This window comes from Streptomyces sp. TN58 (genome assembly GCF_001941845.1).
GTDB lineage: Bacteria > Actinomycetota > Actinomycetes > Streptomycetales > Streptomycetaceae > Streptomyces.
This window is the reverse complement of record NZ_CP018870.1, coordinates 5,603,996-5,621,573: the sequence shown is the minus strand read 5'-3', so window position 1 is coordinate 5,621,573 and position 17,578 is coordinate 5,603,996. Positions and strand designations below refer to the sequence as shown.

Here is a 17,578-nt window from a genome sequence, read left to right as displayed (position 1 = left end):
ATAGCTGGAGCATACAGACCCCTTATAGCGTCGTACCGGGGTGTCGAAGCTTGGGCTCCGCTTCCCGGTGGAGGTCCGCCAGCAGCGCATCCAGGACTGCCTCCTCCTCGACGCGCAGGGCGTGCTCGGCGAGGGCGGCTGCCAGGTCCGGGTCCCAGGGCGACGGCGCCGGTTTCCCGTCCAGCGGGCGCGGGCCGGGGCCCGCGGCCGCGACCGCCGCGCGGTAGTCGCCGGCGGTGTAGCGCCAGGGCTGCCACGGCACGTGCGCCGACAGCGTCGTGGCGATGCGCAGACCACCCCAGTCGAAGTCGCCGTGGTAGCGCAGGGCGGCACCGAGTCCGTGCAGACGGGCCAGGAGGGTCAGCGCGGCCGCCGACGGCTGGCCCTGGATGCAGACCAGCGGCCGGGCCCGGGGGCCGTGGGTGTCGGCCGCGGCCGACAGGACCGCGGGGTTCTCGCAGACGTGGACCACGGGCGGTGCCGACCGCGGCGGGCGGTGCGCGAGCTGCCGGAGGGTGAGTACGCACGGCTCGCCCGCGTCGGCCATCCAGTCCTGGGCCGGCGTCCCGCGGAGGTTCAGGGTGAGCACCGTCGAGGAGACGTCGTCCCGGAGCAGGCCGACGGAGGCCCAGGCGGCCCGCCGCCAGGCCGCTCCCGCTCCGTCGGGGTGACCGGTGAGGGTGCGGGCGCCTGAGAGGGCGAGGGTGGCGACCTGGGTGCCGTCGTCGAGCGCGTGGGCGCTTCCCAGTACGTCCGCGGCGAACACCGCGACCGACCGGGAGGGTTCGGCCGGCAGCGCCCGCAGGACGCGGGCGGTCTGCTCCACCAGTGCGCAGGCGGCGGCGGGGGTACGGGCGAGGCGGCGCACGAGGCCGTCGCCGCGGACGCGACCGGCCCAGGCGGCGTACTCCGGGTGCTCCGCGGCCAGCAGGGTGAGGGGCGCGTACGCCTCCTCCCAGGCCTGGTCCTCGCTGCGGCGGACCTCGTCGAGGGGAACGACCGGCCCGGTGAGCGCGGTGACGGCCGCCGCCAGGCCGCCGGGGCTGATGCCCGATCTGACCACCACGGCGTCCACGGTGTCGAGCCGGACCGTCAGCGCCCTGCCGGCCCCCGGTGTCCGCCCCAGCAGCCGCTCGGCCGCTGCCCCCTCGGCCGGGGTCGGCGCTGCCAGCGAGACGGCGCCGGTGAGCGGCTGCCCGCGTTCCAGCCGTCGGCGTATCCGCTCCAGCAGCCAGGCCAGGTCGGCGCCGCCGAGCAGGCGGCGCAGGCGCGCCTCGTCCACCGGCGGACCGCTCACGCCCACAGCGGCTCCGGCTGGGGCGGGCGGACCGGGTCCTCACGGCGCTCGCGGGCGGAGCCGTCCCACTCCCAGCGGGTGACCAGGACGGCGGCCACCTCGTCGACACGGGCGAGTTGGGCGATGGCGATGCCCGGCACCTGCGGGTAGCAGGCCCACTCCCGCTCGCTGGTCATGACCACGTCCAGGTCGAATGCGTGCAGGAGTCCGAGGCACTTGGCGCGCGAGTCGTCGTCGACGCCCGCGAAGGCCTCGTCCAGGGTGACCAGGCGTGGCGCGTAGGGGCTGCCCGCGCTCGCGTAGTGCGAGGAGGCGGCGGCGAACAGGGGGACCGACACCGCCAGGACGCGTTCCCCTCCGGACGCGGGCCCGGTGGCGGGCACCCACCGCCCGTGTTGTCGGCGCTCCACGGCGAACTCGTGCCAGGACCGGTAGTCGAGGGCGGCGGACAGGTGCTCCAGCCAGCTGCCCGCCGCGTCCTCGGTCTGCTGGCGGGCGAGGCGTCCGTCCGGCGCGGCCCAGGCGCCGGCCGGCCGACAGCCCGTAAGCCCGGTGCCGGCCGGCGCTGCGTCCGGTGCGTCGCCGGTCGGCGTGGCCGAGCCGCCGGAGGGTCCGCCGAGACCGATCGCCTCCAGCACCCGGGCCACCGTCTCCACACCGACCTGTGCGGCCTGCGCGTCGCCGTGGTCCACGGCCGGGCGCAGTACGCCGGCGAGCGACGCCCCTTCGACCGGTCCGGTGTCGGGGGCGATGAGTACGTCATGGCCGTCCGCGGCGAAGGCCGCTCCGTCGGGCCGCACCCACGCGTCCAGCAGCCCGGACGCCTCCAGGGCCGCCTCCAGCCCGGCGCGGTCGTGGTCCGGTACCTCGTCGCGGAAGTCGACCAGCCGCCACAGGGGGGCACCGGGCGCCCGGTCCCGCAGGCCGGGGGTCCGCGTGTGCGGGGCCTGCGGCCCGCACCGGCCGCCGGACCGGGCGGCCAGCCCGGCCCGGTGCTGTGCCGACTGCGCCGCCAGGTCGGCGAGGACGGCCGCGGTGGCGCTGTGGGCCTCCGCGGCGCGGCGGCGCGCCGGGTACGGGCCGTCCTGGTGCCGGGTCCACTCCTGGAGCTCGTCCAGCAGTCCGGACGGGTCGGCGTACTCCAGTTCCCCGCACCGGGCCGCGTGCTCGCGTACGGCGTCGACCAGTGCCCGTCCGGCGGCCCGCGCGGTGTCCTGTGCCCTGTCCAGTGCCCCGGCGGCCTGCGTCAGCTCGGTCTCCGACTCGTCGAGGCGCAGTACGGCGTCCCGGCGCGCGGCCGCCGCCGCCTCCGCCTGGTCGGCGAGCGCCTCCACGTGGGCGAGGGTGCGGTGCCTGCGGTCGGTCGCCTCGGCCACCGCGGTCCGCAGGCCGGCGACCGCCAGTCCCTCTCCGTCGTCCTCCGGGAGGGCCAGCCGAGCTGCGGCGGCCGCCTCCCGAGCCCGTAGGCGGGTGTCCTGCACCAGCTGCGTGGCGGCCCTGAGCCGGTTCTCGGCGGCGCCGAGCCGGCCCAGAGCCCTGGTGTGCTGCAGCGACGCCCTCTCCCGGTCGTCGCGTGCGCGGGCACTGTCGCCCGTCGCCCGCTCCGACGTCTGCGCCGCCCGCTCCAGTTCGTGGGCGCTGCGCATCTCGGGGCCCTCGCGCAGGGCCGCGTCGGCCGCCTCCAGCCTCGCCCGGGTCTCGGTGAGCGCGGCGACGTCCTCCTCCGCGGCCGCCCGGTCCCGCTCCGCAGCGGCCTTCCCGGCCTGTGCCTCGGCGAGGTCGCGCTGCAGCTGCTCGTACTTGGAGTGTTCGCTGCGCGGGAGGCGGGCGCGGCGGCGGGCGGCCGTGCGGGCGTAGCGACGGTAGTGGTCGAGGAACGTGGAGGCCGCCCGTTCGGCTGCCGCGGCCGCCCGCAGCTCCTCCTTCTCCTCGTCCAGGGACCGGAAGGCCTCGGCCACGTCCGCGATGACGGCCTGGTCCATGGGGGGAAGGGCCTCGGTGAGGGCGCGGGAGAGTGCGGCTTCGTTGGGGCGCTTGGACAGCTGGGGCTGGCGCAGCTGGATGAGCAGGTCCACGAGGGCGGCGTAGCGCTGCTCCCCGAGGCCGAACAGCGCCTCGTCGACGGCCCGGCGGTAGGCCTTGGCCTGGTCGTGGACCATCCCGTGTCCGGCGACCGCCTCGACGAGCCGGTCCCGGGACAGGACGGTGCCGGTGGCGTCGAGCAGGCTCAGCGACGTTTCCGTGCGTGCGCCGGGCGGCCGGTGGTCGATCCGCTGCGCGGTCACCGCCCACCAGTGGCGGGCGATGCCGCGCCCGCTGACCGCCTTGAGTCCGCACAGGAGCGTGCGGAACTGCTCCTCGCCGCTCACCTCGTCTCGGCGGCCGAACTCCACCCAGGTGTAGCCGAGGCGTTCGGGGTGCGGGTGTTCGCCGCCGAGCAGGAGGTTCCACTCCATCCGCTTGCCGGCGTCGCCGTCCGGCTCCACTCGGCGGGCGCTGAGGTCTCCGTCGAGGAGGAAGGGCAGGGTCAGCGCCAGCACCTTGGACTTGCCGGTGCCGTTGTTCCCCCGGAGCAGCAGTCTGCCGTCGCGGAAGTGGAATTCCTCCACGTCGTAGTGGAAGAGGTCGACGAGGCCGATGCGCAGGGGTTGCCAGCGGGGTCGCTCGGGGGCGGGGAGTGCGGGTCGGGGGGTCACGACGCGGACGCCTTTCGCTGCGCCGGCACCTGCGTGGCGGCGGCTGTACGGGGTTCGAGTACGACGGTCTCGCCGACCGCGTACCGGGCGAGAGCCGGGCGCGGTACGACGCCGTCGGCGGTGCGTGAGACGAGGCCGAGGGCTGCGAGCCGGGCGACGGCCTGCTCGGCCAGTTCGCTCTCGGCTCCGGGCTCTCGGGCCGATTTGGACCAGAATCCGCCGTGTTCGGCTGCCAGTTCGACCACGCGGCGTTCGAGGTCGGCGGGGGGACTGCCACGCCCGGGACGGCCGTGAGGTACTCGGCGAGCAGGAGGGTGATGTGGCCGCGGGTCCCTGATTCCGGCATGCGTACGTCGGTGAGGTCGTCCTCGGGATCGACCATCGCGATGCCTTCGGCCCGGACCTCGGCGACCAGTCCGGTCAGTTCGTTGATGCGGGCGGTGAGGAAGCCGCGCTGGCGTGTGAGGTAGCCGAGTTCGGCATCGGTCAGTTCGTCGTAGTAGAGGACGAGGTCGTCGAGGAGTCGCCGGGTCAGCGAGCGGCGCATGGCGCGGAAGCGCAGTTCGTCGCTGTCGAGGGCGGTCTCCGCGGCGAGTTCGGCGAGCCGGGATTCCAGCGTGTCGGCCCGTGCGGTGGAGGGGCCGCGCCGGGTGGCGAGCAGCCCCGCGAGCACCCGGCGTTCGACGTCGTACAGGACGTCGCCCGCACCGCTGACGTACGCGTCCTCGTCCCCGGCGACGCGTCGCATGACTCCGAGGTGGAGCAGGAGCCGTACGACGGCGGCCAGGTCGAGCCGCTCGTCGCGCCGGTCCAGGGTGAACTTGATCCCTGCTGCGATGAGTTGGGGGTCGTTGGCGTCGAGGACGATCTGGTCGGCGAGGCGGCCCAGCCGCGATCTGCGCCTCGCCACGTTCGAGGGCGGCGAGGGCGAGGCAGAGCAGGACGTACCGGCGGCGGCAGAAGGGGGCGGCGCTGCGGGTGACTTCGCGGGCGGGGTGGGTGGCGTCGGCCGGCGTGCCGGGGATCTTGCCCAGGCGGGCGCTCTCGGCGTCGACCTGGAGGGACCAGCCGGTGTTGCGGTCGAACCATTCGCGCAGCTCGGGCGCGTGGCGCCGGACCAGGCGGAACTCGTCGGCGTGCGGGCCGCGGGCGAGCAGCAGGGGCTGCTTCAGGAGGGCGCGGGCGGCCTTGCGCCGCTCGGCGGCGTGCTGCCCGTCGAGTACTTCGGCGAGCGGTGCCGTGTTCACGCTCCGCCCCTCCCTTCGGTGAGGTCGACGATCTCGATGGTGTGGTCGGGGCCGTGGAAGGTGCCGTGGGGTGTGCGGACCTCGGCCGTGGCCCCGTCGGCAGGCGCCGTGAGCCGGATCTCCATGGAACCGTCGCCGCTGGTGGCGACGGTGTGTGTCGTCCCGGGCCGCCACGTGGCCAGTGCGTCGCCGAGGAGTTGTAGGAAGAGGCGGAAGCTGTGGGGGTCGAGCTCCCCGAGCCCGGACAGCCTCGTGATGCCGTGGGTGACGAGCCGGGCCCGGGCGGCGGCCGTCTCGGCGGCCTGTTTGGCGGCCGTGTCGGCGAGCAGGCGGCGGGCTGCCTGCCGGTCCTCGACCTTGCGGGGTTTGCCGCGCCGCTCGTAGCTGCCCGTGCGGCGCAGCTGCGGGCTGATCCGCAGCGGCGCGGCGTCGGCCCACGCGGTGCCGGCGGGCTCGGGCCGGGCGTGGCGGGCGGCCAGTGTCTCGGCGTCCACGGCGAGGTGCCGGGCCGGGTACAGGCCGAAGGCGGTACGCCACAGTCGGTGCCGGGCGTCGTCGTCGGGTGCCTCGGCGAACCAGCGGGCGAGGGTGCGGAAGTCGGCGGAGCGGTCGGAACGCCCGGCCCGCCGCTCGTTCAGCGACCGTACGACGGCCAGCAGCTGCGGGATCGCGCCGAGCGCCCGACCGCGCAGCAGCCTCGCCTGTGACTCCCGGCCGTCCCGGCTGAGGAACCAGGCCGCGAGTCCCGCCCACCGGCCGGCCCACCGCTCGTACGCCACCTGCGCCGCGTACGCCGCCTCCTGCGGGGTGGCGTCCGCCGCCTCACGGGCGGCCGCGGCCCGCAGCAGGAGCTCGATGCGCCCGTCCTCCTCCAGCTCCAGAATCAGCCGGGCGATGCGTCCGCCCAGGGTGATCAGGTCCTGGATGAAGCGCTCCAGGTACTGGATGAGCTGGTCCTTGTAGGCGAGGAAGACCTCCTCCCCCACGTCGTGGAGGTCGATGGTCCGCTGGAGGGATCCCATGAAGGCGCGGGCGTTGTCGGCGAGTGCGCCGAAGCGGCTCGCGAGCCCGTCCAGCGCCAGATGCGTCTTGGCCGGATCCGGCTCCTCCTCTGCGGCCAGCACGAGCAGCGCCCGCAGCTGCGTCACGATGTCGTGCAGGGCGACGGCCTGCAGCGCGCCGCGCCGCCCGAGGGTCTCGTCGTACGCGGAAAGGGCCTCCTCCGCGGCCTCGCCCTCACGGGTGAGCTGGTAGATGAACCGCTTGCGGTAGAAGTCCTCGACGGCGGTGACCCGCCCGGTGTCCGGGTCGGCCCGCAGGTTCCCCCAGCCCACGAGGCTGTCGAGCGCCTTGGCCACGGCGTCGGGTTCCGCCGGCCGCACCGCCGGGTCGAGCGCCGCGTACACGTCCTCGGGCCGCAGATGTACGGCGAACCGCTCCTTGGCGACGAGGAAGGCCCGCATCACCGCCCGGTAGAGCAGCACGTTCGGAGCGGTGAGATGCGCGAAGGGCCCGTACCCGTCGGGCGTCCCGTCCGCCGGCGGAGAAGTCATGTCCATTGCCCGCCATCCTCCTGGAGCCCCGTCCATGATCGGCAGGGACTCCGGTACTTGGCTGATTCGCATCGGTCCCGGCTCGACGCGGTCCGAGTCAGCAGACCGCCGGATCGCCGTGGCCGACCGGGTGGCGGACTCGCGCGGAGGCGACCTCGTGGACGAACCACTCCAGTACGGAACGGATCTCCTCGGTGTGCGCGGCGAAGACCTCCAGTGGGAAGGACGGGCGCAGATCCAGCTTGGCCTCGGCGAGGTCGATCCCGTCGACGGCGTTGAGCCGCTGCATCAGGGCGCGGCGCATCGGCTCGTCGTCGAAGGGCGGGCGCCGCTTGAGGTACTGGAAGACGACCTCCACCGTCCCCGACACCGGGTAGATGCCGATCGGCCAGAGGGCGCGCGGCGCGCCCGGCCCGCCCGCGTCCACGGTCGGGAAGCAGCTGGTCTCGTTCGCCTTCCCGTAGACCCGGCGGCCGCCCTGTTCCTCCCAGGAGCGGAGTACCGCCAGTACGCCGTCGGCGACCTCCGGGGCCTGGTTCGCGCGCAGCAGCGTCTCGAAGCGGACGCCGGCCTCGTCGCCGCCGGCCCCTGACGCGGCCGACGCCGCCGGGGTCTCCTCCGGCAGCTCCCTGCCGACCAGGACGGCCAGGTCGGTGCTGCTCAGCCGGTGGGCCTTGGAGGCCCGGCCGTTGGCGTCGAAGGGCACGCCCTCGGCCTCCAGGACGGCCCTGGGGTCCCCCGACTGCCGGCCGTCGGTCCACCGGAAGCCGTCGGCGATCCGGCCGTCTGCGGTCAGCACGCGGTACGCGCAGTGCAGGCCCGGACCCGTCCGGGCTCCCATGTGGTTGCCGACGGCGATGGCGCTGGTGCCGATGAGGGCGGCGAGCTCCCCGTACGACGTCCACGTCCCGGCCGGGACGGCGAGCAGGATCTCCCGCAGCTCCCTCCATCCCGCCCACTCGTCGTCCGACTGCACGGCCTCGTCCAGAGGGCCCGGCCACAGGTTCACGGCCCGGTCGGCCAGGTCGTCGGCCCTGGCAAGGATCTCCCTGCGGCCCCAGCGCTCCTGTGCGGCGATTGCCTGGTTCATCCGCAGTGCGCTCGAGTCGAGCAGTTCCTGCTTTCGGCGGAAGGGGTGGTTGGAGAGCCGCGCGTTCTCACCTGAAAGGGTGAGGTTTCCGAGGGTGTGCACCAGCAGATCGTGGATCTCCTGCGGGCTCTCGCCGTCCGCGGCCTCCTCGGCCAGCAGGTCGAGCCACTGCTGGGCCGGGGTCTGGGGCAGGACGTGTTCGACGGTGAGCGGCGCCTTGTCGTAGTCGACGGGCTCGCTCGATCCGTAGCTCTCCTCCAGTCGGCGCAGGATCTGGAAGCGCTGGTTGCTGCGGCCGGTCTTGTAGAACGGTCGGGTGCGGGCCGCTTCACGGACCGCGTCGTCGCCCGGCCACACGCGGGCGCCCGTACGGGGGCGCGAGAGGAAGCGGCGTACCGCCTCGGCCGGGGAGCCGTCCTTGTCCAGCTCCTTGGGGAGTTCCATGAACACCCGGTTGCTGCCCGTCGTGGACAGGCCCGCGAAGAGGCGGCGCACCATGTAGCTCTCCGCGAACCCGAGCGCTTCGGCCGCCTCGGAGGCCGTGGTTCGGCCCTCGTCGACCAGGTCCAGGAGGTGCAAGGCCAGGGGGTAGTGGGTCTGGCCGCCCCAACGCGACAGGCGCTCCAGTACCGCCCGCAGTACGGGATCGCCTTCCCTGTCGGGCTCCAGGATCCGCATGAGCCGGTCGGCGCGCAGGGAGAACCGGGCGATCTCGGCTTCCAGCGCCGCCTCGTCCCCGGTCAGCGGCTCCAGGCGCTTCTTCTGGTCGCGGTAGATCTCGCTCTGGCGGGCCCGGCTGTTGCCTCCGACGACGAGGTCGAGCCAGACCAGCAGTTCCAGGTGGGCGGGGCCCAGCAGTTCCTGCATGGGGAGCCACCGCTTGCGGTAGACGTCCTCGCCCCTCGTGGGCAGGCACATGAAGAGGTAGTTGCGCAGCAGGTCGCTCTGGCTGAGCCCCACGCCGGTGTTGTTGATGGATTCGAAGATGCGGTAGACGTTGTCGCCCTCGGCTGCGGTGATCGCGACGATCGAGAGGCAGTCGCCGAGCACGGTCTCGACCGCGTCCACCCAGGCTTCGCCGCCGTTCTCCGTCCCGTCGGCCAGCGCAGCCACGAAGAAGCGGTAGGCGGCTCCCACGTTGCCGGCCCCGCCGGCCTTGGGGAGGCTGTCCAGGCATGCCGTGTACGCCTCCCGGTCCGCCTGCGTGGGCAGCAGCCGATAGCTGTCGTGCCCGTCCTGATAGGTGTTGACCAGGATGAGGTCGTTGATGCGGGCGGCCTTCTTCACCGAGCCCCGGGCCCGGTGGTGGTCCCGTAAGGCCGTGAAGGCGAGCATCAGGGTGGTCATGCGCTGCTGGCCGTCGACGACGAGCCAGCTCTGCATCCCGCCCGCGGCGACCCGCTCGGGCGCCAGCACGACCGAGCCGAGGAAGTGCCCCGACCCGGACCGCCCGTCCTGCCGGTCCTCGACCAGTTCCTGGACGTCGTCCCACAGCTGCCGCAGCTCGTCGCGCTGCCAGCTGTAGGTGCGCTGGTAGAGCGGTACCTGGAACTGCTGCTCCCCCTGGACCAGCTTGCTGAACGTGGTCTCCTGAGCGTGCACGCCCGTCCTCTCCCCATCCCTGTACGTCGACCCGGCGTTGTCGATCCATACCGTACGGTGATCAGTCGGGCCGCCGACACACGCACAGGACCCGGGCCTCTGGCTGATCTGGCACGGGGACACCAAGGAGTCGCAACGCAACCGCATCCGCACCGGCCGTCCGGACATCCTCCTGACCACGCCCGAGTCGCTGGAGGCCATGCTCATCGGTGTGAAGACCGACCATGACCACCTGCTCGGCGGAGTACGGGCGGTCGTCGTGGACGAGGTGCACGCCTTCGCCGGGGACGACCGCGGCTGGCACCTGCTGGCCGTACTGGAACGCCTGGAGCGGGTGGTGGGCCGCCCGATTCAGCGGATCGGACTGTCGGCGACCGTCGGCAACCCGGAGCAGCTGCTCACCTGGCTCCAGGGCTCGGGCGCCGAGGGCCGGTCGGGAAGCGTGGTTGCCCCGAGCATCGCCCCTGTCGCGAAGGGAGTGACCCCGCCCCCGCCGCCCGGGGACGTCGAACTGGACTACGTCGGCTCCCTCGACAACGCCGCCAAGATCATCGCCTCGCTCCACCGGGGTGAGAAACGGCTGGTGTTCTGCGATTCGAGACGCCAGGTGGAAGAGCTGGGCGCCGCACTCCGCGCGCGCGAGGTCTCCGTGTTCCTTTCGCACGCCTCCCTGTCCGTCGAAGAACGGGCCCGATCGGAACAGGCGTTCGCCGAAGCCCGTGACTGCGTGATCGTGGCCACCTCCACCCTCGAACTGGGCATCGACGTGGGCGATCTGGACCGGGGCATCCAGATCGACTCCCCGGCCACCGTCGCCTCGTTCCTGCAACGCATCGGACGCACCGGGCGCCGGGCCGGATCGAGCCGCAACTGCCTCTTCCTCACCACCCGCAAGGACTCCCTGCTCCAGGCCGCCGGCCTGCTGTCGCTGTGGGGCCGGGGATGGGTCGAACCGGTCGTCCCCCCACCAGAACCCCGGCACCTGGTCGCGCAGCAGCTGCTTGCCGTCACCCTCCAGAAGCACAAGTTGGGGGACCGGCTCTGGGCGGACGAATGGAACGGCCTGGCACCCTTCGACGCATCCGCGGCGCCGATCCTGCGCCATCTGGTGGGTGAGGGATTCCTCGACTCCGACGGGGGCCTGCTGTTCATCGGTCCGGAAGCGGAACACCGCTTCGGACGACGCCATTTCATCGAGCTCACCGCCTCGTTCACGGCACCCCCGCAGTTCACCGTGCTGTCCGGGCGCACCGAGATCGGGCAGGTAGATCCGGCCGTACTCACCGAGGAACGGCCGGGGCCCCGCCGACTCCTCCTGGCGGGCCGCAGCTGGCAGGTGACGTACATCGACTGGGGACGCAAGCGGGTGTTCGTCGAACCCGTGGAAAGCGGAGGCATCGCCAAGTGGTCGAGCGGCACGCCCACCGGCCTCTCGTACCCGCTCACCCGTGCCATGCGGGACGTGCTGCTCGGAGCCGACCCACCCGTCTCCGTGACCCGCAGGGCTGCCGTGGTTCTGCAGGAGTGGCGTGAGGAGGAAGCGCCCCGTACGGTCCACCCCGGCGGGACTCAGATCAACCGGCGCGGAGGGGACGTCCGCTGGTGGACCTGGGCCGGCTACCGGGCCAACGCGACGCTCGCCGCCACCTTGTCCACCGCGACCGACCCGGTCCAGCAACCGACCGACTACTACGTACGCCTACGGGGGGACCTGACGCCGGACGCATGGCGCGCCGCCAGGGAGAGCCTGCCCGGCGCCACCGCCCTGGTCCTGCCGGATGTCGACCGGCGCGCCGTACACGGACTCAAGTTTTCCGCGGCGTTGCCACCCGGCTGGCCACGGCAACACTGGCCGCCAGGCTCGCCGACTTCGACGGCGCGAGCCGGACCCTGGGCGAGCCCGTACGGTTCGTATCGGACCAGCGGTGATGGTCCGGCCGGCCGGGGTGGCGGTCGGCCGTGTCCCCCGGCCGGGCGCGCGGCGTTCGGGGGACTTCGGTTCGCCCCACGGGTGACAACGGCCAGGACCCGAATGAAAGCGGAGCCCGCGAGAAGAAGGTCTACAGGCGCGGACGAGCGGCCGGCGCGACGGGCGCCGCCCCGGTGGTCGCGGGAGGCAGCATGGGCGAGTGGGTGGACCGGATCGCGGAGCCCTGGGGCACCCGTACGCCGTACGGGCGGCACCAGCCGTGGCCGGCACGCCAGGACATGCACCTGGCCGAGGGTGTGCGTCCGGACGACGTCGAACGATGGGTGCAGACCGCGTCGATCCTGCACTCGGACGGTGACGCCATCGACATCGCGGTGCGGGGCGGTGCCATGGTCGGCGTACGCGGCCGGGTCGTGGACCGGGTCAACCGCGGCCGGCTCGGCCCGAAGGACGCGTTCGGCTGGCAGGCCAACGCCTCCCCCGACCGGCTCACCAGGCCGCTGGTCCGCGAGGGCGGGCGGCTGGTCGAGACGGACTGGGACACCGCGATGGACCTGGTCGCCTCCCGCTCCCGCGCACTGCTGCGGGAACGCGGTCCCGGCTCGATCGGCTTCTACACCAGCGGCCAGCTGTTCCTGGAGGAGTACTACACGCTGGCCGTTCTGGCCCGGGCCGGCATCGGCACCAACCACCTGGACGGCAACACGCGGCTGTGCACCTCCACGGCGGCGGAAGCCCTCAAGGAGTCCTTCGGCTGCGACGGACAGCCCGGCAGCTACGACGACATCGACCACGCCGACGTCATCGCCCTGTTCGGCCACAACATCGCCGAGACCCAGCCCGTGCAGTGGATGCGCATCCTCGACCGGCTCGACGGCGCCGATCCGCCCCGCCTGATCTGCGTGGACCCCCGCCCGACCCGGGTGGCCCGCCGGGCCGCGGTCCACCTCGCCCCGCGCGGCGGCACGAACGTGGCCCTGTTCAACGCGCTCCTGCACGAGATCGTCCGCACCGGCCGCGTGGACCGCGACTACGTCGAGGCCCACACCGTGGGTTTCGACGAGCTGGCGAAGACGGTCGCGCCCTGCACTCCCGAGTGGGCGGCCGGCATCTGCGACGTGCCCGCGGCGAAGATCAGGGAGGCGGCCGAACTGCTCGGCACGGCCGACAGGCTCCTGTCCACGGTCCTCCAGGGCGTCTACCAGTCCCACCAGGCCACCGCCGCCGCCGTACAGATCAACAACCTGCACCTCCTCCGGGGCATGCTGGGCCGGCCGGGAGCCGGCGTGCTCCAGATGAACGGGCAGCCCACCGCCCAGAACACCCGTGAATGCGGCGCCGACGGCGACCTGCCCGGCTTCCGCAACTGGGAGAACGACGCCCATGTCGCCGACCTCGCGAAGGTCTGGAACGTCGACCCGGCGACGATCCCGCACTACGCGCCGCCCACCCACGCCATGCAGATGTTCCGCTACGCCGAACAGGGCTCCCTGCGGATGCTGTGGATCAGCGGCACCAACCCCGCCGTATCCCTCCCCGAGCTGTCCCGCATCCGCTCCGTCCTGACCCGGGAACGTCTCTTCACCGTCGTCCAGGACCTGTTCCTGACGGAGACCGCGCAGCTCGCCGACGTCGTCCTGCCGGCGGCGACCTGGGGAGAGAAGACCGGCACCTTCACCAACGCCGACCGCACCGTCCATCTGTCCGACAAGGCCGTGGAGCCGCCCGGCGAGGCGAAACCGGACCTCGACATCTTCCTCGACTACACCCGGCGCATGGACTTCCGCGACAAGGACGGCGGCCCGCTGGTCACCTGGCACGACCCGGAGTCGGCCTTCGAGGCGTGGAAACGCTGCAGCGCCGGCCGGCCCTGCGACTACACCGGCCTGTCCTACGGAAAGCTGCGCGGGGCGAGCGGAATCCAGTGGCCGTGCAACGCGCAGGCCCCGGAGGGCACCGACCGGCTGTACGGCGACGGCGTCACCTGGGCGCACCCCGACGCCTGCGAGACGTACGGCAAGGACCTCGTCACCGGCGCCTCCGTCTCCGTGGTCGAGTACCGGTCGCTCAACCCGGACGGCAAGGCCGTGATCAAGGCCGCCGAGTACCTGCCGCCGCACGAGGAGCCCGGCGGCGACCACCCGTTCCAGCTCACGACCGGCCGCACCCTCTACCACTTCCACACCCGCACCAAGACCGGCCGCGCACCGCAGCTCGACGCCGCGGCACCCGACGTGTGGGTGGAGATCTCCGCCGCCGACGCGGCCGCCCAGGGGCTCGGCGAAGGCGACCTGGTCGACGTCACCAGTCCGCGCGGCTCCCTGCGAGGACGCCTGCGCGTCACCGGGATCCGGCCCGGGCTGCTGTTCGTCCCCTTCCACTACGGCTACTGGGACACCCCCGCCGGCTCCGGCCCGGACGCCGCCACACCGGGCCGGGCGGCCAACGAGACCACCGTCACCGACTGGGACCCGGTGTCGAAACAACCCCTGTTCAAGACCGCCACCGCAGCCGTCACCCTCGTGGAGAAGGCCGACGGCCGGCCTTCTGCGGCACCCACCACCACCGCGTCCGCGCCCGCTTCCTCGCCCGCCTCCTCGCCCGCGATCCCTGCCACGGAGGGCGGCCCCGCCGCCCATGTCCACGAAGTCCCGGAACCGGACTCCCACAACTCCTCGGGAGGCGCCCGGTGAACGGCGTCAACCTCACGCTCCGCGCCCTCCACCACGGCGAGCGCAGCCTGGCGAAGCACCTGTCCGCCGCGGCGGAACGCCACCACACGGACCACGAGGTCCACCACGTCGCGCGGGACCTCGCCGTGTGGTCGAACGACCACTGCCGGCGCGTCGCCGAGACGGGCCGCCACTACGGCCTGGACCTCGGCGGTCCGCCCGAGAAGTCCGCCCCCGGCCTGGTGTCGGTCCTCCGCGAGAAGTCCGCCGAGGCCGTCGGCCGCCGCCCGGAACCGGGTCTGCTCCTGCTGCACGACCTACGCGAGCTGCACCTGGCCGCAACCGGGAACTCCCTGTACTGGGAGATGCTGGCTCAGGCCGGACAGGCGGCGAAGGACGACCGCCTGGTCGAACTGGCCTCCTTCTGCCACCCGCGTACGCTGCGGCAGATGCGCTGGACCAACACCTTGATCAAAACCCTGTCACCGCAGATCCTGACGAGCGTGTGACCACAGCCCGGGCCCCACCCCCCGCCGCCGGAACCGCCGTTGCAGGCCGTCGGTCAGGGGCGGCGGGCGAGGACGGCGGTCGCCGCCTCGACGACCTGGCCGACGGTGATGCGCAGGAGCCGGGCGTCCGGCAGCGACGCGTGTGCGTCGCCCGGCCGCAAAGGGTCCTCACCGGGGCGGGGACACCACAGCACGCGGTGTTTCCCGTACGGGGGCGGGCCCCACAGGCGGGGGGCCACGGGGCCGAAGAGGACGACGGACGGGGTGCCGAGAGCCGTCGCGAGGTGCGCGAGGCCTGTGTCGCCCACCACGACACAGCGCGCGCCGGCCACCAGCGCGCAGAGCTTCTGGAAGGGCACGTCACCGGAACCGCCGATCACCGCCCCCTGCGGCAGTCCGGCGTCCTCCGCCACCCGCCGTGCCAGCGCACCCTCGCCCGCGCCCGCTGTGACGACCACGTCCTCGCCCGCCCGGCGCAGGGCGCGTACGACGGCCGCGAACCGTTCCGGCGGCCAGCGGCGCGAGCCGGCGTCGGCGCCGGGGTGGACGACGACGGCGCCCGGGGCGGGCGAGGCGCAGGCAGGGGCGGCGATCGAGAGGTCCGCGGGGTCGGCCCGCATGCCGTACCAGCGCAGCAGGCGGCACCAGCGCTCCCGCTCGTGCTCGTCCTCGCACCACTCGGGTCCGGGGATGTCCGGGGTCTCCACGTGCCGGTAGGCCAGGAGCCGGCGCGGCCGTAGCCGCTGGAGGAGCAGGTGGCTGGGTGGCCCGTTCCCGTGCAGGTCCACGGCCAGCTCCGGCGGCGGTCCCCGCCAGCCCAGTTCGCAGGGCACTGCACGCCCTCGGGCGGTCGTGGGCAGGACCCGGTCGACGAGGCCGGTGGCGGCGGCGACGGTGGCCAGCCGGCCGGGTGCGGCCAGGACGACGTCGCACTCCGGCATGCTGCGGCGCAGCGCCCGCAGGCAGGGCACCACCGTCAGCAGGTCGCCGAGGCCCAGGGCCCGCAGGACCAGGACCCGGGGGCGGCCGGCCGCCCGTACCCGGTCGGCCGGAGCGTGGCCGGGCCGCTCGTGGACACTCATGCACCCCACTGTCCCGAGGACGGTCCCGGTGGGCACGCCGGGTTGGGCCGCACGGTTGCGGCCTGTCCCCGCCGGCCGCTGTGAGCAAACACACCGGCTGCCCCGTCGGCCCAGGCAGGCCGGGCCCGAGGGCCCTGCGGGCGGGCCGCCGGGCGCCTCGGGGCACCGATCCGGGTGGAGGGTTCTGCCACCATGGTCGGGGTCGTTCCCCCCCCTTCTCCGCCGCCGGGTGCCCCGTGCGCGCCGGCGGTGCGGAGCGCCCGCTCCCGCCCCCGCCCGCCGCCCCGCCCCCCTGCTCGCTCCGCGCTCCGTCCTGGGTCCTTCCTGTGTCTGCCACTGTCTCCGCGCCCTCTTCGGCGCTGCCTTCCGCGCCCGCCCCCGCCCCGACTCCCGACCGCTCCGCCGACCGCTCTCCGTGGCGGTGCCTCCGCTACCGCAGCATGCGCTGGTGGGCCTTCGCGAACTTCGTGTCCAACGCGGGTACGTGGATGCAGCTGACGGTGCAGAACCTCATGGTCCTGCAGATCACCGGATCGGCCGCCGCCACCGGCCTGTCCGTGTCCATCCAGATGGCGCCCGGCCTGCTCCTCGGTCTCGCGGGCGGTGCGGCCGTCGACCGCCTGCCCCGCAAGCTGACCGCCGCCGCCGCGCAGGGCCTGCTGGGTGCCGTGGCGCTGGTGACGGCCCTGCTCGTCGCGCTGGACGGCCTCAACCTGCCGGTGCTGCTGGCACTGGCCGCGGTGACCGGCCTGATCGCCACCGTCGACGGGCCCGCGTGCGCGCTGCTCGGCAACGATCTCGTCCGGGCCCCGGACGTGCCCTCCGCCATCGGGGTGGGCTCGCTCGTCCACAGCGCCGGGCGGCTCACGGGCGCCGCACTCGCCGGCGTGGCCGTCGGCTTCCTGGGTACGGCGGCGGCCTACGCGGCCAACGGGCTGTCGTTCCTCTTCGTGGCGGGTGTGATCCCGTTCCTGAAGGCGGCGCAGCCCTCCCGGGAAGCCCGTCCGGCATCCGCTGCCGCTGCGCCGTCGGCGCCCGAACCGGCCGCGGCGAAGAGCATGACCGCCCGGGAGGGACTCGCGTTCTTCATGCGGCGCCCCCGGCTGGTCGCGCTGGCCGCCCTGAACGGGATCAGCGCGATGTTCGGCCGCAACTACTCCCTCACCCTGGTGGTCCTGGTCACCGGGCCCCTCGCCGGTGACGCCGGTTCCTTCAGCAAGGTCTCCACCGTCCTGGCCGCCGGCGGGATCGCCGGCGCGGTCCTGGGCGCCCGGCTGCGCAGGCCGAGCGTGCGCACGGTGGCCGTCCTGACCCTGGCCGGGGCCCTCTTGCAGGTCCTCGCCGGCCTGGCCCCCTCCCTCCTGGTGCTCCTGGTCCTCGTCCTGCCGATGGCCGTGGCGGAGTCCGTCGGGGACACCGCGCAGTCCACGGTGCTCCAGACCGACCCTCCCGCCCACATGAGGGGCCGGGTGCTCGGTGCCTGGTCCAGCATCCGCACCGTGTGGGGCCTGGCGGCACCGCTGACACTGGGCCTGTTCATGGAGCTGGCCGGGGTACGGGTGACGCTGATCGTGGGCGGGCTGGCCATCGCGGCGTTCGTGGCCACGGGGTACCTGCTGAAGGGCCGCGGGCCCCGCGCCGGGGCTCTCGTCCCGGTGCCCGAGGCGGCCCTGCCGGCGCGGGCCGGGCTGGGGGGTGTCGTCGAAGTGGCGTCGGCCGCCCGTGAGGGCGGGGGTGGCGGGGTCCGGTGCGTGCGCTCGCAAGGCGGAGGAGGAAGTCGACGCGGGCGTCGGCGACCGACGACAACGCGGCGAGCGTGCGCGGCCGGCCCCGCCACCCAGACGGGACTTTGACGACACCCCCTGGGCACCGCCGCCTGACCGGGGCGGGTACGGCGCGC

The 17,578-nt window shown here is 73.9% G+C and carries 9 protein-coding genes and 3 pseudogenes; 4 read left to right on the top strand and 8 right to left on the bottom strand.

Annotation, left to right across the window (positions count from 1 at the left end; genetic code table 11):
- Nucleotides 1–22 precede the first annotated feature (22 nt).
- From BSL84_RS35660 to BSL84_RS25595, 7 genes and pseudogenes are all read right to left on the bottom strand, one after another.
- Nucleotides 23–1,297, bottom strand: a complete 1,275-nt coding sequence (locus tag BSL84_RS35660; protein ID WP_075972230.1) for a TIGR02679 family protein — start codon at nt 1,295–1,297, stop codon at nt 23–25.
- Nucleotides 1,294–3,993, bottom strand: coding sequence for a TIGR02680 family protein (locus BSL84_RS25610; protein ID WP_075971196.1), 2,700 nt, complete (start codon nt 3,991–3,993; stop codon nt 1,294–1,296). Before BSL84_RS25610 ends, BSL84_RS35660 begins: the two co-directional genes overlap by 4 nt.
- Entirely contained in the window at nt 3,990–4,331 is a 342-nt protein-coding gene (locus BSL84_RS37520; protein ID WP_267894066.1) for a DUF2398 family protein, read from the bottom strand. Before BSL84_RS37520 ends, BSL84_RS25610 begins: the two co-directional genes overlap by 4 nt.
- Before the next feature lie 2 nt (nt 4,332–4,333).
- A pseudogene (locus BSL84_RS37515) lies at nt 4,334–4,903 on the bottom strand (TIGR02678 family protein); the annotation flags it as partial.
- Nucleotides 4,902–5,240 (bottom strand): annotated as a pseudogene (locus tag BSL84_RS37510) (DUF2398 family protein); the annotation flags it as partial. The pseudogenes BSL84_RS37515 and BSL84_RS37510, both read right to left, overlap by 2 nt.
- On the bottom strand, nt 5,237–6,793 hold the full coding sequence (locus BSL84_RS25600) for a TIGR02677 family protein (RefSeq protein WP_075972229.1): 1,557 nt from the start codon (nt 6,791–6,793) through the stop codon (nt 5,237–5,239). The pseudogene BSL84_RS37510 and the gene BSL84_RS25600, both read right to left, overlap by 4 nt.
- Before the next feature lie 97 nt (nt 6,794–6,890).
- Nucleotides 6,891–9,485 (bottom strand): GmrSD restriction endonuclease domain-containing protein, encoded by a 2,595-nt coding sequence (locus tag BSL84_RS25595; RefSeq protein WP_075971195.1) that lies wholly within the window; start codon nt 9,483–9,485, stop codon nt 6,891–6,893.
- Nucleotides 9,486–9,591: 106 nt separating this feature from the next.
- Between BSL84_RS25595 and BSL84_RS25590 the strand changes: the two are divergent.
- The 3 genes and pseudogenes from BSL84_RS25590 to BSL84_RS25580 form a co-directional block, all read left to right on the top strand.
- Nucleotides 9,592–11,414: pseudogene (locus tag BSL84_RS25590) on the top strand (helicase-related protein); the annotation flags it as partial.
- 192 nt (nt 11,415–11,606) lie between these two features.
- The gene (locus BSL84_RS25585; RefSeq protein ID WP_045323715.1) at nt 11,607–14,108 is read left to right on the top strand and encodes a molybdopterin oxidoreductase family protein; all 2,502 of its coding nucleotides are present in this window, start codon (nt 11,607–11,609) and stop codon (nt 14,106–14,108) included.
- Nucleotides 14,105–14,596 (top strand): hypothetical protein, encoded by a 492-nt coding sequence (locus BSL84_RS25580; RefSeq protein WP_030036006.1) that lies wholly within the window; start codon nt 14,105–14,107, stop codon nt 14,594–14,596. Before BSL84_RS25585 ends, BSL84_RS25580 begins: the two co-directional genes overlap by 4 nt.
- 53 nt (nt 14,597–14,649) lie before the next feature.
- Here BSL84_RS25580 and BSL84_RS25575 read toward each other — a convergent pair whose 3' ends face one another.
- A complete protein-coding gene (locus BSL84_RS25575) occupies nt 14,650–15,678 on the bottom strand; it encodes a glycosyltransferase family 9 protein (protein ID WP_045323716.1) in 1,029 nt (342 codons plus the stop codon).
- 440 nt (nt 15,679–16,118) lie between these two features.
- Between BSL84_RS25575 and BSL84_RS25570 the strand changes: the two genes are divergently transcribed.
- The gene (locus tag BSL84_RS25570) at nt 16,119–17,531 is read left to right on the top strand and encodes an MFS transporter (protein WP_234363511.1); all 1,413 of its coding nucleotides are present in this window, start codon (nt 16,119–16,121) and stop codon (nt 17,529–17,531) included.
- Nucleotides 17,532–17,578 lie beyond the last annotated feature (47 nt).

Bases quoted from the DNA above. Each gene is read 5' to 3' on its own strand.
- BSL84_RS25585 (WP_045323715.1), top strand. From the start codon at position 11,607: ATGGGCGAGTGGGTGGACCGGATCGCGGAGCCCTGGGGCACCCGTACG.
- BSL84_RS25570 (WP_234363511.1), top strand. From the start codon at position 16,119: ATGCGCTGGTGGGCCTTCGCGAACTTCGTGTCCAACGCGGGTACGTGG.
- BSL84_RS25575 (WP_045323716.1), bottom strand. From the start codon at position 15,678: ATGAGTGTCCACGAGCGGCCCGGCCACGCTCCGGCCGACCGGGTACGG.
- BSL84_RS25600 (WP_075972229.1), bottom strand. From the start codon at position 6,793: ATGACTTCTCCGCCGGCGGACGGGACGCCCGACGGGTACGGGCCCTTC.